The sequence below is a fragment of the Streptomyces sp. DSM 110735 genome (assembly GCF_016482685.1).
GTDB lineage: Bacteria > Actinomycetota > Actinomycetes > Streptomycetales > Streptomycetaceae > Streptomyces.
The window spans coordinates 213,341-228,500 of the sequence record NZ_JACYHF010000002.1; the positions used below are offsets into that span (position 1 = coordinate 213,341).

7 protein-coding genes and 1 pseudogene are annotated in these 15,160 nt (G+C 68.2%); 4 read left to right on the forward strand and 4 right to left on the reverse strand.

What is annotated here, in order from left to right; all coding sequences use genetic code 11:
* Positions 1-96: 96 nt before the first annotated feature.
* The 3 genes from IF655_RS03770 to IF655_RS30995 all read right to left on the reverse strand — a co-directional run bounded on the left by IF655_RS03770 (position 97) and on the right by IF655_RS30995 (position 8,036).
* Positions 97-939: a hypothetical protein gene (locus tag IF655_RS03770; protein ID WP_199582048.1), complete on the reverse strand. Its 843-nt coding sequence runs from the start codon at positions 937-939 to the stop codon at positions 97-99.
* A complete protein-coding gene (locus IF655_RS31405) occupies positions 939-4,991 on the reverse strand; it encodes an AAA domain-containing protein (RefSeq protein ID WP_199582049.1) in 4,053 nt (1,350 codons plus the stop codon). The genes IF655_RS03770 and IF655_RS31405 overlap by 1 nt, the downstream gene beginning before the upstream one ends.
* 354 nt (positions 4,992-5,345) lie before the next feature.
* Positions 5,346-8,036 (reverse strand): excinuclease ABC subunit UvrA, encoded by a 2,691-nt coding sequence (locus IF655_RS30995; RefSeq protein ID WP_199582050.1) that lies wholly within the window; start codon positions 8,034-8,036, stop codon positions 5,346-5,348.
* A 252-nt stretch (positions 8,037-8,288) separates the two neighbouring features.
* Here IF655_RS30995 and IF655_RS03785 point away from each other — a divergent pair, with 252 nt between their 5' ends.
* From IF655_RS03785 to IF655_RS03795, 3 genes are all read left to right on the forward strand, one after another.
* Complete coding sequence (locus tag IF655_RS03785) at positions 8,289-9,488, forward strand: alcohol dehydrogenase catalytic domain-containing protein (RefSeq protein WP_199582051.1); 1,200 nt, start codon at positions 8,289-8,291, stop codon at positions 9,486-9,488.
* Between the two features lie 176 nt (positions 9,489-9,664).
* On the forward strand, positions 9,665-10,672 hold the full coding sequence (locus IF655_RS03790) for a helix-turn-helix domain-containing protein (protein WP_199582052.1): 1,008 nt from the start codon (positions 9,665-9,667) through the stop codon (positions 10,670-10,672).
* A 142-nt stretch (positions 10,673-10,814) separates the two neighbouring features.
* Entirely contained in the window at positions 10,815-11,741 is a 927-nt protein-coding gene (locus tag IF655_RS03795) for a DUF4331 family protein (protein WP_242488525.1), read from the forward strand.
* Positions 11,742-11,767: 26 nt separating this feature from the next.
* Here IF655_RS03795 and IF655_RS03800 read toward each other — a convergent pair whose 3' ends face one another.
* Positions 11,768-12,823 (reverse strand): LuxR C-terminal-related transcriptional regulator, encoded by a 1,056-nt coding sequence (locus IF655_RS03800; RefSeq protein WP_307814849.1) that lies wholly within the window; start codon positions 12,821-12,823, stop codon positions 11,768-11,770.
* Here IF655_RS03800 and uvrA point away from each other — a divergent pair.
* Positions 12,819-15,152 (forward strand): annotated as a pseudogene (uvrA, locus tag IF655_RS03805) (excinuclease ABC subunit UvrA); the annotation flags it as partial. The gene IF655_RS03800 and the pseudogene uvrA overlap by 5 nt on opposite strands.
* Positions 15,153-15,160 lie beyond the last annotated feature (8 nt).

The window sequence follows — 15,160 nt, forward strand, 5'->3', positions numbered from 1 at the left end:
GCCCGAAGAAACTGGGGTTCTTCTAAAGCCTCAAGTGCGGTGCCTGGAGGGGGCTTTTCCCTCCAGGCAGCGGACGGCGTCGGGTGACGGACGTGGTCACACGGCAGTGGGCTCCCGGGTTGTCTCAAGGTCGTTGAGCACAGCGAGCACTGGCCCCCAGCACATGCCGACGGTGTCGCGGTCCGGGACGACGCCACGCTCTCGTTGTTTGCGGAGGTGTACGAAGTTTCGGTACTCGCGGACGATCGCCATGAAGTCGTGGGCGTCCATCTGGATCCATCCTCGGATGCGCGCGGTGTCCAGTAGCAGGGCGAAGCTGGCTCGTTCAGGGGCGACGCGCCTATCGCCCTGAGGGATGCCCCGTTGCAGGCTGGGATCTCTGTGCGTAAGGACGTCGAGGAGGAGAGCTTCAGTGAAGCTGCCGATACCGATGAGCGCCATGCCGTATGCGCCGTGTTGCTCACAGATCCGTGTCTCAGTGACCCTCTCCATGAGTTGTTGCAGGAATTCCCCACTGCTCACGAGGGGGCGGATGCGCTCTTCCAAGTCCTCGGGGGCGGAGAACATCGTGCTGTGGCCGTCGGTGCCGACCTCTCCCAGGACAGGGCGGGCGGCGACGTAGGTGATGGCCACTCCTTCGGCTGCGAGGAGGCTGTTCAGCTCTTGGCGGATGAGATCGGCGGAAGCCCGGCCGTCGTCGTATTCGAGTGGGTCACAGATCCGGCACAGCAGCCGACTGACAGCGGCGTGATCGCCTGTTCCCGCCATGATGTCCGTGAGCCACACGATGCGCGGTGAGCCGTCATACTCGGGAGTTGATGGCCACGCTGCGCGTTGCAGGAGTTGTTCGAGCTGATACCCGCGGCGCTCAAAGGGGCCGTCGATGTCGACGATGAGACGGGCAACGCGCTCCAGGGTCAGGACGTCGAGCGTTTTCATCAGGGCTGTTCCTTGTCTGTCGGGTGCTGAGCGTGTGCGAAGGCGTGCAGAAGACGTTCGGTGATGACGCGACCGCGGCGCTTGAAGCCGAGTTCGGCGAGTGCCTGGTCCACGCGGGTCTCGCGATCGAGCTGGTATCCGTCGCTCAGAAGCCAGTTGGCCAGCGCGAGCAGGTCGGTGTCGCTGTAGTCGCCGGTGCGTGCTCCTTGCGGCAACGCCGGACGAGCGCCACGGCCGATCACGGGAGGTGTGGCCGGCACGCGGTGGACCGGATCGGAGACAGGTGCGCGATCGGTCCTCTCCGCGGCATCTCGCCAGGCGTCGAGGAGCCGTTCGAGTTCGGAACTTGGATTGGTGAACCAACTGGACGCCCAGATGCGGTGGAAACGCCATCCGAGTCGTTCAAGGTGTTCTTGGCGGAGTCGGTCGCGGTCGCGGGCGCTGGGAGCGCGGTGGTAGCGATCGCCGTCCGTTTCGACGGCGAGGACCATCTGCCCGGGCCGTTCGGGGTGGCCGAGCGCGAAATCGATGCGATAGCCGGATACGCCCCATTGAGGTGTGACGGGAACGTCAGATGCTTCGAGAGCGGCGAGGATCTGCTGTTCGAAGCCGTTGAGGTTCCAGTCGGTGCGTGCGCTTCCTGTGCGCTGGAGGTCTCCTCCGTGGGAGGCGTACTCCAGAAAGGCCCGCAACATTTCGGGACCGCGGTGTCGGGTGGCCAGGAGTTTCGAGGGGTCGAAATCGTGGTGGGTGAAAGAGGTGACGACGGTCATCGCCTGGCGGGCACGTGTGATGGCCACGTTGAGGCGCCGTTCCCCGCCGTCATTGTTGAGCGGGCCGAAGTTCATGGCCAGGCGTCCGTTGGCGGCCTTCCCGTAGCCGATGCTGAGGATGATGGCGTCACGTTCATCGCCTTGGACTTGTTCGAGGCTCTTGGCGAAGAAGCGACGGCGTGGGCCTGCTTCGCGGCTGAAGTAGTCCTGCAGGTCCGGGTGTTCCTGGAGGGCTTGTCTCAGAGCGAGGTCGATGCGGTCCGCGTGGATCTGTCCCATGGTGATGACGCCGAGGCTCTGGTGCGGTGCGTGGGCGGCATGTGCCAGGGCGAGGTCAACCACGCGTCGCACCTCCTCGTCGGAGGAACCGGACCGACCGGGGCGGGGCTGGGCGTCGACGACGTCCAGGCGTAGCGGGCTGGTCTGGGTGGTGCCCGGGAACGTGACGAGTGTGTCGTTGTAGATGGTGTGGTTGGCGAAAGCGATGAGGCGTTCGTCTTGGCTGCGGTAGTGCCACTTGAGGGTGTGGACGGGCAGCCGACTGCACAGCATGTCGAGGAGGGACTCGAAGGCATCGGGTGCGGCGTCGCCGGAGTCCCCGTTCTCGGGGTTCTCGTCTGCGCCGCTGAGAAGTTTCTGGAAGAAGGTCGTCGGGGGAAGCTGGTGCGGGTCGCCGGCGACGATCACCTGGCGGGCGCGCATGATGGATGTGATGGCGTCGTGCGGGAGGACCTGGCTGGCTTCGTCGAAGATCACAACATCGAAGAGGCGGGCGGCGGGAAGAACGCGGCTGACGACGAGTGGGGACATCGCCCAGCACGGCTTGGCGGCCATGAGGACATCCGGCGCCTTCTCCACGAGTCTGCGCAGGGCCAGGTGCCGGGATTTGCGGTGTGCCTGGGTACGCACGAGGGTGTTTTGGTCGGGGTGGGCGTCACGGGCTTTTCGCAGGCGGGTGGCCACTTGGTAGCGGATGCGGGCAGGGTTGAGGTCCCGGTGGGTGCGGTCGAGGCGTTGGAACTGTTCGATCGTGTGGTCGTGCTCGGTTCCGGTGAAGGAGCGAAGGTAAGGGTGTTGCATGCGGGCCTCGTCGAGGACGGAGGCCCACCAGACGTGGGCCAAGGTTCCTACAGCGGTGTCCGGGGTGGCATCGGCTTCGGCGAGCTCGTCCAGGAGGTGACCGAGCCCTGCCGACTCCAGGCGGTCGGTGAGCTGGTTCAGCTCGGGCATCCGCAGCAAGGTCGCCCGGTCCTGGTCAAGACGCTGGATGACCCGGTCTACTTCGCCGGTGGAGGTGTTCTCCCATCCCTGCCAGCGCACGCACAGGGCTATCGCGGCCAGCCGATCGCGCACCTCGGTGAAGGAGGCGACGGCGGAGGACAAGCCGGGAACGGCCCACGGGTTGCTGTCGGCGGTCGCGGCCTGTTCCTGCCAGCGGCTTTTCTGATCGGCAGCGTCCACAAACGCCGCGTGCAGCAAGGAACGGGTACGGCAGCCGTCCTTGGCCAGCCCTCGCGCTCTTGCTGTCAGTTTTCGACGCTGCCACCAGCCGACCTTGAGCGAGCGCTCCTTGCGCCAGGCTCGGTCGGCAGTCGCAGCGATCATGTCGTTCAGGTCGGAGTCGAAGACGGCTGCCTCGAAGCGGCTGAGAGTGATGGTGACGTCGTGCAGCAGTGTGAGGAGGGATTGCCACCCCTCGACGTCGTCGGCCCGTCGCAGCCCCGCCCTGTCCACCAGTGCCTCGACGGTGCGTCGGGCATCTGTCAGCGCACGGCCGGTGAGCTGATCGAGGCTGGCCACCACGGAATGCAGTTCGCTGTCGGAGCGAACCGACAGGTGAGACCAGGGGGATGAGCCACGCCGCACCGAGAGGCCGTTCTTGGCGACAAGCGCACGTAGGTCTTTTTCGGTCTGGTGAAACTGCTCGCCATGGAGGCGGTACAGGTCTCTGCCGCGCAATCGCAGTCGGCTGTGCTGGTCGCGGGGGCTGGCCATGAGGTGCGTGAGCAGTTGGTGCGGGCTGATCTCCCAGGGCTCCAGGGGCTGGTGAAACTCCTGGACGTGTTGCAGGGCCTGGTCGCGGTGGCCTTCGAGGCTCCTGTGGAGCTCGTCAGGGCGAGGTGGGGGTTCTTGTCCGGCGCGTTCCAGGGCCTCGTACAGTTGCTGGGCGGTCTGGCGGCGGCTGAGTTTGTTGCCGTGCAGGTCGAAGACCAGTCCATCGAGGTCGACTTCGGCGAGGTTGTCGGTCACCGCATCGATCGCGGCGCGCTTCTCGGCGACGAAGAGCGTGCGTTTGCCCAACGCCGCGAAGGCGGCGATCAGGTTGGCGATGGTCTGGCTCTTACCCGTGCCGGGTGGTCCCTCGATGACCAGGTGGGCGCCGGCCAGCGCGGCGCTGATGGCCCTGTGCTGAGAGCCGTCAGCGTCCCGGACCAGGTACTCCGACCGAGGCGCGATGGCGTCCGCGGTGGACGGCACGCGGGGAACCGCGTCTGCGCGCAAGGCGCGATCGGCTTCCTTGTCGTTGGCGAGGGCCGCTACCACCGGGTGGCTCGCCAAGAGGTCGACCGACTGGGCGAGGTCATTGACCATGGGAAGCCGGTCGAAGCTGAAGACGCCGGCGACCACGCGCTCTTCCAGTTCGACGGTGAGATTGCTACGCGTGCAGGCCGTCTGCAGCACCTCATAGGCGCAACGCATACGGTCATCGAGATCCGCGCACTCGTCGACCGCGTTCGTGATCTTGTCGGTGAGTTCCTCGAGATCACCATCCAGGCCGTATTGGCGGCTCAGGGCATAGAGCAGAACCGGGTTGATCTCGGCTTCGCCCACTCCTTCCAGGACGAAGTCGTTCTCCGTCGCGGTGCGCGGCTCAATGGTCAGCGGCTGCAGGAGAAGAGGAGCACGCAGAGCCGCGAGTGGACGACTGCCACGCGTTGTCGGGGGCTCGACACGCACCAGGCCAAGCGCCAGGCGCCCGGCGTCGATGCCTTGTTCCTCCGCCAGTTCGACCATTTTGCGGCGGAGACCGCGTGCTCGCGCCCACGCCGCCTTGTGATCCTCAGCGGACGGGAAAAGACTGGCCAGACGGATTGCGCGGCCGTTCAACAGCGCGGTCAGTGCCTGCGGTGCCGCATCGGTGACGTCCAGCGTCGCCCGCTTCGTGTCCTTGAAGTGCAGCAGCGTGTTGTAGGGACCGAAGTCGATCAGCGCGTCGGACCATTGCTGCGCGCAGATCTCCACCGCCCGGCGCCGTACAGGTCCCACGTGTTCGTCCATGTCTCCCCCTTGACTGAACTGGGCTGCTAGCTCCGACCGTGTGAGGGTCGTGGTCCGCTCTCGGGCCGAGAGGAACTGATCAGCGTACGAGTGGAGGGGGACATGCCACAGGCAGAATCTGGACACGAGGGGGCGCATGGGAAGCACGCACGGCGCAGATGTGGCGCGCGCCGAATTCCGGCCTGCGAGAGGGGAGTTGTCCGGTCGGATGCCACAAGGTGACAGATCAAACGCCTACGGATAGACGATCAAGCGAAGGTCCGGGTAAGTCCCGGTGCGTCAACACCTCGGTCCTCTGCCGCCGGCGGCACAGCGCCCCGATCGCCCAGCCTCCGATCGATCCGGCACCGTCCGTCAAGCGGAGCCCCGCAGCGCTGCGGACTCCTCGAGCGCGGCGGTGAGGTACTTCGCCGACGCCCCGACGCCTCCCTCGGCGACCTGTGCCGGGGTGCCGCTGGCGACGACCGTGCCCCCGTCCTCCCCCGCGCCGGGTCCGAGGTCGATGACGTGGTCCGACGCGGCGACGACGCGCATGTCCAGCTCGACCATCACGACGGTGTTGCCCGCGTCGACGAGGGTCTGCAGATGGGTGACGAGACGGTCGGCGTCGGCGCAGTGCAGTCCCGAGGTCGGCTCGTCGAGCACGTAGAAGGTGTCTCCGCGCTGGGCGCGCTGCAACTCGCTGGCGAGCTTGACGCGTTGGGCCTCCCCGCCGGAGAGCTCGGTGGCGGGCTGCCCGAGCCGCAGGTAGCCGAGCCCCACGTCGATCAGCGCGGACAGGGACCGCATGATCTCTTCCTCGCCGTCGAAGAACGCGTGTGCCTCCTCGACGTTCATCGAGAGGATCTCGGCGATGTTCCGGTCACGCCAGGTGATCTCCAGGGTGCTGGCCTTGTAGCGGGTGCCGTGGCAGTCCGGGCACTCGGTGTAGACCGAGGGAAGGAAGAGGAGTTCGACCATCACCGAGCCCTCGCCCTCGCAGGTCGGGCAGCGGCCGCCGGTGACGTTGAAGGAGAACCGGCCGGGCTTGTAGCCACGGGAGCGAGCCTCGGGTGTCTGCGCGAAGCGGCTGCGTACACGGTCGAACAGACCCGTGTAGGTGGCGACGTTGGAGCGGGGCGTGCGGCCGATGGGCTTCTGGTCGATGCTGACCACGCGGCGTATGCCGGTCAGTTCTCCCTCGATCGCGCCCTCCAGCCTGCCGGGGGAATCGTCCAGGAGCAGCTCGTCGTCCTCGGGAGCCTCGTCGACGGGCACGGCACCCCCCAGGTACTCGGTGAGCAGCGCGGGCAGTGCCTGGCTGACCAGGCTCGACTTGCCTGATCCGGATACGCCGGTCACGGCGGTGAGGGCGCCCATGGGGATCGACACGGACACGCCCCGCAGGTTGTTGAGGGTGACATCGCTCAGCTCGATCCATCCGCTCGGGCGACGAGGCGTGCGCGGGGCGAGACCGCTGCCGCCGAAGAGATACCCGCGCGTCACCGATTCGTCGGCACCGGCGAGGCCCTCGGTCGGTCCGCTGTAGATGATCCGGCCGCCGCGCTCGCCCGCGCCGGGGCCGATGTCGACGAGCCAGTCGGCGTGCCGCATCACGTCGACGGAGTGCTCGACGACGAACAGGCTGTTGCCCCGGCGCTTGAGCCCGTCGAGGATCCCGAGCAGCGCGGTCACGTCCTGCGGGTGCAGCCCCGCCGAGGGCTCGTCGAGCACGTAGACGACGCCGAAGAGCTCCGAGGTCAACTGGGTGGCCAGCCGCAGGCGCTGCAGCTCGCCGCCCGAGAGCGTGGGCGTGGTGCGGTCCAGGGAGAGGTAGCCGAGCCCCAGGTCGATGACGGGGCGCAGACGGTCGAGCAGTTCCGCGCCCAGGCGTGCCGTCGTGGCCAGCTTCTCGACCGACCGGTTCGGGGTGCGGCGTACGTCGGGCGCGGCCGTGTGGGCGGATCCCCCGGCGGCGACGCGCTGCTGGACGGCATGACGACGCGCGTCGGCGTCGAGGGCCTCGCCGGGGGACTCCGTATGGTCGGCGTTCACCTGATCCGAGGCGTCCGCGACGGCACGGTCCAGCAGCGAGGCGAGCTCCCGCAGCGGCAGACCCGAGAACTCGGCGATGTCGAGTCCCTCGAAGGTCACGGTCAGGGCTTCGGGCTTCAGCCGCTTGCCGTGGCAGGACGGGCAGGGGGCGGCGTCGAGGAACTGGGCGACGCGGCGCTTCATCGAGGCGCTCTTGGTGTTGGCGAAGGTGTCGAGCACGTAGCGGCGCGCGCCGACGAACGCGCCCTGGTAGCTCGGCTCTTCGCCCGCCTCGATCGCGGCGCGCGCCTCGGAGAGCGTGAGCCGGGAATGGACGGGGACGGAAGGGGTCTCGTCGGTGTAGAGGATCCACTCCCGGTCCTTCTTCGGCAGCTCCTTCCAAGGAACGTCGACGTCGTAGCCGAGCGCCACGAGGACGTCGCGCAGTTGGTGGCCGTGCCAGGCCGTCGGCCAGGAGGCGATCGCGCGCTCGCGGATCGTGAGGGAGGGGTCCGGCACCATCTTCCGCTCGGTCACCTCGTACACGCGGCCGATGCCGTGGCACCGCGGGCAGGCTCCCTGGACGGTGTTGGCGGAGAAGTCCTCGGCGTAGAGCATCGGTTGATCGTCCGGGTAGTCACCGGCGCGCGAGTAGAGCATGCGCACGAGGGACGAGAGCGTGGTGAGGCTGCCCACCGACGAGCGGGCGCTGCGTCCTCCGCGCTGCTGCTGCAGGGCGACGGCAGGAGGCATCCCGGTGATCGAGTCGACGTCGGGGACGCCGGCCTGGTCGATCAGACGCCGGGCGTACGGGGCGACCGACTCCAGGTAGCGCCGCTGCGACTCCGCGTAGAGGGTGCCGAAGGCGAGGGAGGACTTGCCCGACCCCGAGACGCCGGTGAAGACCACCGTCGCGTCGCGCGGGACCGTCAGGTCCACGTCCTTGAGGTTGTGCTCGCGGGCGCCCCTGACCCGGACGTCGGCCTGGACGGGCGAGGGCGCCTGGGAAGCGGGCGCTGCTGCGTCGGTCATACCTCAAAGCTAACAACGCGCGGACCTGGCCGGCTGGAGAAGACGTGCCTGGTCAGGGAGCGTGGCACGCATCGTCAGTGCGATGGCGCGCAGGGCATAGAGGCTGCGGTTCCGGCGTGCATACGTTGGGTGTCGACCCTACGTTGAGAAGGTCGCCGAGGTCGCAGAGCCCCCGAAATGACCGCTGGCACTCCCCCGGCCACGTCCCCCTGGATCAGCCTGAATCAGCCTGGATCAGCAGAGGAGATCGTCATGGCAAGCAGCAACGGCAACCGCGCCGTCACCTTCCAGAGCGTGAAGGACATGCGCGTCGAGTCGCTGGACTACCCGAAGCTTGAGATGCCGAACGGGAAGAAGGCTCCGCACGGGGTCATCCTCAAGATCGTCGCCACCAACATCTGCGGCAGCGACCTGCACATCTACCGCGGGTCCTTCCCCGTGCCGAAGGGCATGGTGATGGGCCACGAGATGACCGGTGAGGTCGTCGAGGTCGGTCCGGACGTCGAGTTCCTCAGCGAGGGCGACCTCGTCTCCGTCCCGTTCAACGTCGCCTGCGGCCGATGCCGCAACTGTAGGGCGCGCCGCACCGACGTCTGCGAGACCACGAACCCCAAACTGGCGTGCGGGGCGTACGGCTTCAACCTGGGCGACTGGGTCGGCGGGCAGGCCGAGTACCTGTTCGTCCCGTACGCCGACTTCCAGCTCCTGCGTTTCCCGGACAAGGACCAGGCCATGGAGAAGATCCGTGACCTGGCGCTGCTCTCGGACATCCTGCCCACCGCGTTCCACGGTCTCATGGAGGCGGGCGCCAAGCCGGGCTCGACCGTGTACCTCGCGGGCGCCGGTCCGGTCGGCCGCTGCGGCGCGGCGGCGGCGCGCCTCCTCGGGGCGTCCTGCATCATCGTCGGCGACTACCACAAGGGCCGCCTGGAGCTGATGAAGCAGAACGGCTGCGAGACCATCGACCTGAACGAGGACGCGACACTCCACGACCAGATCGAAGCCATCCTGGGCGAACCCATGGTCGACTGCGCGGTCGACTACGTCGGCTCCGAGGCACACGGCATCGGCCGCGAGGCCGAGGACATGAACCCGGCCTACGCCATCAACCAGGTCATCGACGCCACCCGCGCGGGCGGCGCCACCGGAGTCATCGGCGTCTACGGCCCCGACCCGCTCGCGAAGTCGAAGGCCGAGCAGCAGGGCACGTACCCGATCGACTTCGGCACGGCATGGATCAAGTCGCCGCGGATCACCGCCGGGCAGGCACCGATCATGCACTACAACCGCGAGCTGATGATGGCGATCCTGTGGGACCGCATGCCCTACCTGAGCGCCATGCTCAACACCAAGGTCATCAGCCTCGACGACGCCCCCGAGGCGTACGCGACCTTCGACACCGGCGTGAACGACAAGTTCATCATCGACCCCCACGGCCTCATCCCCGCCTGAGGCCCGCCCTCCCCGGCCCGCAGTCCCTTGGAAGGGGGCTGCGGGCCGGACCCCTGCCACTGCCGACACATCCGATCGGCAAAAAAGCCCGGGAAGATCCCTGCGGCGTACGCTGGGACGGGGACGCCGTGAGCCTCGTGCAGAGCGGCGCGGAGCAGTCAAGAGGAGCGAATGCCATGGCTCAGGACGGCTCGGCGCTGCCGCGCCTGACGTCCTTCTCCACCCGTCACGCCCCACGGGGCGACGAGGTCGACTACTGGCGTCAGGCCAGGCGGGAAGCCTATGTGTCGGTCAGGACGGACCCGGTCGGCAGCACGTTCGGAGGCGAGATCAAGCTGGGCTGGTACGCGGATTTCCGGCTGTCCACCAAACGGGCCCGACCGGAGGAGGTCCGGCGCTCGGTCGGCGACATCGCGCAGGGTCGCGAGGACGACGAATATCTGTACCTCGTGTTCCAGCAGAGCGGGAACCTGCTCGTCGAACAGGCGGGACGCCGGACGCTCGCCACTCCCGGCTCGCTGGTGATCTACGACAGTGCCGTGCCGTTCTCCCTGTGCGCGAAGGAGTACTACGAGCAGGTCGTCCTCGAACTGCCCGCCGACAAGGCGTTCTCGCTGGCCGGCGTGAGCCGCAGCGACGACCTGCTCGCCAGGACGTTCGACTGCGGCGGGGCGATGGGTGCGGTGGCGGCGTTCTTCGTGAACCTCGCACAGCGCCAGGACGGGGACCGTCTCGGCGCGCACTGTCTCGCGCCCCAGGCGACCACGCTGGGAGCATCACTCATCAGCCTGCTCGCCCTCGGTCGGTGCGGGATGCCCGAGTCGCTGCGTCGCGGCGAGGCGCTGGCCTACGTGCGCGCGCATCTGGCGGACCCCGAGCTGGACGCCGAGGGCATCGCCGCGGGCCTGCACATCTCCCGCCGCACCCTGTTCCGCCTCTTCGAGGGCTCGGGCGAGTCCGCCATGGCGTGCCTGCGCTCCCTGCGGCTCGAGCGCGCCCGGCTGATGCTGCGCACACAGCCGGGCAAGCAGATCTCCACGATCGCGCTGGAGACGGGTTTCTCCAGCGCGGTGCAGTTCTACCGCGCCTTCCGGGCGGTGACCGGCATGACCCCCAGCGAGTACCGGGAGGCCGGTGTCGCGGGAGGAACGACCGCCCCGGATGTCATGTCGCTGGAGACATGACGTCCCTGGGCGCGCCGGAAGACACCGGGAGCCTGGATGAATTCACGGCTCCGAATGGCCGTATCAGCCAGCGCCTGTTGCTCGGCGGCCGGAGGCTGGCGGCATGTCTCATCACCTCAGTGGGCCCAATCTGCGGCCCCCCTTGGACGACGGCCGTCTCGACATGACCGACCTGTTCGCGTTCACGACCGACGGTGACCGCACCGTTCTGATCATGAACGCGAATCCGGTGGCCCCGACGATGGGTGACTCCTTCCATCCCGATGCCGTCTACCGTGTCAACATCGACACCGACGGCGACCATCGGGCGGACGTGGCCTTCAGCTTCGTCTTCTCCCCGCTCCAGGACGGGCGTCAGACGTTCACGCTCCACCGGGCGGACGGCGAACAGGCGCGGTCGCACGAGGCGGGTGGGCGCGAGATCGTCACCGATGAGCCGGTCGCCTTCGGTCCGGAGCCGGTGATCGTTCACTCGGGTCCCTACCGGGTATCGGTCGGACTGCGCAGCGATCCGTTCTTCGCCGACCTCGAAGGCATCGGCAACGACTTCCAGTGGACCGGCAAGGACTGGGGTGTCGACAAGAACGTCTTCGGCATCGTCCTCGACATGCCCTCCTCCGAGCTGAGCCCGGACCCTGTCATCCGCGTCTGGGGCCGGATCAGCGTGCGCCGGGACGGGCGGCTCACCTCGGTCGACCGCGGTGCCCACCCCTCCGTGACGGCGTACTTCAACCAGGAGGACGCCAAGGAGGCGTACAACGCCGGCGAACCGGCCGAGGACTGGGACACCTACCTCGAACCGTGGAGTGCGGTCCTCGCCCACACCGGCGGCTACGACGCCCACGGCGCCGAGCAGACTCTGCGCACGATCCTGCCGGACGTGCTGCGCTACGACCGTTCCCAGCCCGCCGCCTACCCCAACGGCCGGACCCCGACCGACGACGTCGAGACGGCGCGCATCGACATGGTCTCGCGCGGCAAGGTCCCCCACGCGAACATCCCCCCGCACACCGACCTGCTGTCGGAGTTCCCCTACCTCGGCACGCCCCATCCGACTCCGTCCGCCTGACCCCGGGGTCCGCGCGCGACGGCGCCCTACCGCAGACCCGCCTCGGTGGCGAGGGCGGCTGCGGCGGCTCGGGAGGTGACGCCCAGCTTGTTGTAGATCTGGCTGGTGTGGAACTTGACGGTGTTTTCGCTGATGCCCAGTTGGGTGGCGATCTGCCGGTTGCGTCGTCCGGCGGTGAGCAGGCGGAGTACTTCCGCCTCCCGGGGAGCCAGACCCCACGATTCGACGGGTTCCTCGGCGGTGTCCGGGGGGTCGAGCGGGATGCGGACCTCCAGGCGGGACCCCCAGTTCTCCACTGATTCCAGGTCGAGGTCGCCGCCGAGGGCGGTGGCGCGGGCGGTGAGCTGGCGCAGCGCCGGCAGGCCGCTGTCCATGCGTCCGGGGCCGTCGTCGCGTACGGAGACGAGCAGGTTGGTGCCGTCGCAGTTCCACTGGACCCGGACGCGGGTCACGTCCTCCTGGTCGCGCATGAGGAGGACGGCGCTGCGCACGATGGCCCGGGCGGCGTGCGCGACCTCTCCGGGCAGCGCCCGACCGTCGGCCGGGGGTTCGATGAACTGTATCTGCAGTGCTTCGTAGCGGCTCAGCGGACGAAGGTCGCTCTTGAGGCGTTCGAAGGCGCGGGAGACCGGCTCCTCGGCGATGAAGGCGACCAGGTCCGCTCCGCTCCGGGCCCGGATCAGCGCGTCCGCGGCGAGATCGATCGCCTGGGCGCGAGCCCGGGCGTCGTCGAGGTCTCTGGTCCGCAGCGTGGCCAGCAGCGACTCCAGATCGGTGATGTGACGGTCCGTCAACTCAGCGGTCACCCTGAGCCTTTCGCTCGTGACCGCACGCGATTCCTGCAGATAGTCCGGCGCCGCCTCGGCCACCTGGCGCGCGATGGAGGCGACTGCCACGCTCCACGCGGCCCGCGCGAAAGCCGCACGGTCCTCGTCCGTGGGGACTTCCGGAGCGGAGAGTACGAGGACGGCCCCCGTGTCGGATCCCAGGACCGCCACCTCCCGGAGCATGCCGCCGAACTCCGCCCGCCCTTCCCAGTGACCACCGGCTGCCCGGTCGCGCAGGGCGGTCAGCTCGGACACGAAGGGGTACTCGCGTGCCCGGGTGGACGGCCAGATCGTCCAGCTCTCGAACCCGCCGAATCTCAGGAAACAGCACAAGCACACCATCGAGGTGGTCGTCGACCGCCTCACGGTGAAGGACTCCGCAAAGCGCCGCCTCACCGACTCCGTCGAGTCCGCTCTCAACCTGTCCGGCGGCATGGTCGTACTCGACTTCGTCGACCTTCCCGAGGACGACCCCGAGCGCGAGCGGATGCTGTCGGAGCATCTGTACTGCGCGTACGACGATCTGTACTTCGAGGAGCTGGAGCCGCGTTCCTTCTCCTTCAACTCGCCTTACGGCGCCTGCCCGGAGTGCGGCGGCATCGGCACCCGGATGGAGATCGACCCGGAGCTGATCGTCCCGGACGAGGAGAAGTCCCTCGACGAGGGCGCCATCCACCCCTGGTCGCACGGCCCGACCAGGGCCCACTTCGCGCGACTGGTCGATGCCCTCGCCGATGCGCTCGGCTTCCGTACCGACGTGCCCTTCGCCAAGTTGCCGCAGCGGGCGAAGAAGGCCCTGCTCCACGGGTACAAGACCCCCATCGAGGTGCGCTACCGCAACCGGTACGACCGGGAACGTCACTACACCACCCCCTTCGAGGGCGCGGTGCAGTTCGTGAAGCGGCGGCATCAGACGGCCGAGAGCGACGCCGGCCGGGAGCGCTTCGAGGGGTACATGCGGGAGATCCCGTGTCCTGCCTGCCACGGTGCCCGTCTCAAGCCGATGAGCCTCGCGGTGACGGTGGCGGGGAAGTCCATCTCCGAGGTCTCCTCCATGCAGATCGGCCACTGCGCGGACTTCCTGGGCGCACTGGATCTCGACCCCCGTGAGACGAGGATCGCCGAACGCATCCTCAAAGAGGTCAACGAGCGCCAGCGGTTCCTGGTCGACGTCGGCCTGGACTACCTCTCCCTCAACCGCTCCGCGGACACCCTTTCCGGCGGCGAGGCACAGCGCATCCGCCTGGCCACCCAGATCGGCTCCGGTCTGGTCGGCGTGCTCTACGTCCTGGACGAGCCGTCCATCGGTCTGCACCAGCGGGACAACCACCGGCTGATCGAGACCCTGGTCCGGCTGCGCGACATGGGCAACACCCTCATCGTGGTCGAGCACGACGCGGACACCGTCGGGATCGCGGACTGGATCGTGGACGTCGGTCCCGGTGCGGGCGACCACGGCGGCGAGGTCGTCTACAGCGGGCATCTGGAGGGACTCCTCGAAGACCCCGCCTCCGTCACCGGCCAGTACCTCTCGGGCCGCAGGTCGATCCCGATCCCCGCGACGCACCGACGCCCCGACACCTCTCGGCAGCTCACCGTGCACGGCGCCCGTGCCAACAACCTCCAGGACATCGACGTCTCCTTCCCGCTGGGCCTGTTCACCGCCGTCACGGGCGTGTCCGGCTCCGGAAAGTCCACGCTGGTCAACGACATCCTCTACACCCACCTGGCCCGCGAACTGCAGGGTGCGCGCACCGTCCCCGGACGGCACACGCGCGTCGAGGGCGACGACCTGGTGGACAAGGTCGTGCACGTCGACCAGTCCCCCATCGGCCGCACCCCGCGCTCCAACCCCGCGACGTACACCGGCGTTTTCGACCACATCCGCGGGCTGTTCGCCGAGACGATCGAGGCGAAGGTGCGCGGTTACCAGCCCGGGCGCTTCTCCTTCAACGTCAAGGGAGGGCGTTGCGAGAACTGCCTGGGCGACGGCACGATCAAGATCGAGATGAACTTCCTCCCGGACGTCTACGTCCCGTGCGAGGTCTGCCACGGCGCCCGGTACAACCGGGAGACGCTGGAGGTCCGTTACCGGGGCAAGTCCATCGCGGACGTGCTGAGCATGACGATCGAGGAGGCCACCGACTTCTTCGCAGCCCAGCCCGCCATCTCCCGCCACCTGGGCACCCTCAAAGAGGTCGGACTCGGCTACGTCCGGCTCGGCCAGCCCGCGACCACTCTGTCCGGCGGCGAGGCGCAACGCCTCAAGCTCGCCAGCGAACTCCAGAAGCGCGCCACTGGACACACGGTCTACGTCCTGGACGAGCCGACCACCGGTCTGCACTTCGAGGACATCGGCAAACTCCTGAAAGTCCTGAACGGCCTGGTCGACAAGGGCAACACCGTCATCGTCATCGAGCACAACCTCGACGTGATCAAAACCGCCGACTGGCTCATCGACCTCGGCCCGGAGGGCGGCGCCGACGGCGGTTTCCTGGTCGCCGAGGGCACGCCCGCGGAGGTCGCGGCGGTCCCAGGCAGCCACACCGGCACGTACCTGCACGAGATCCTGGGCGGCGACCGGGACAGGGG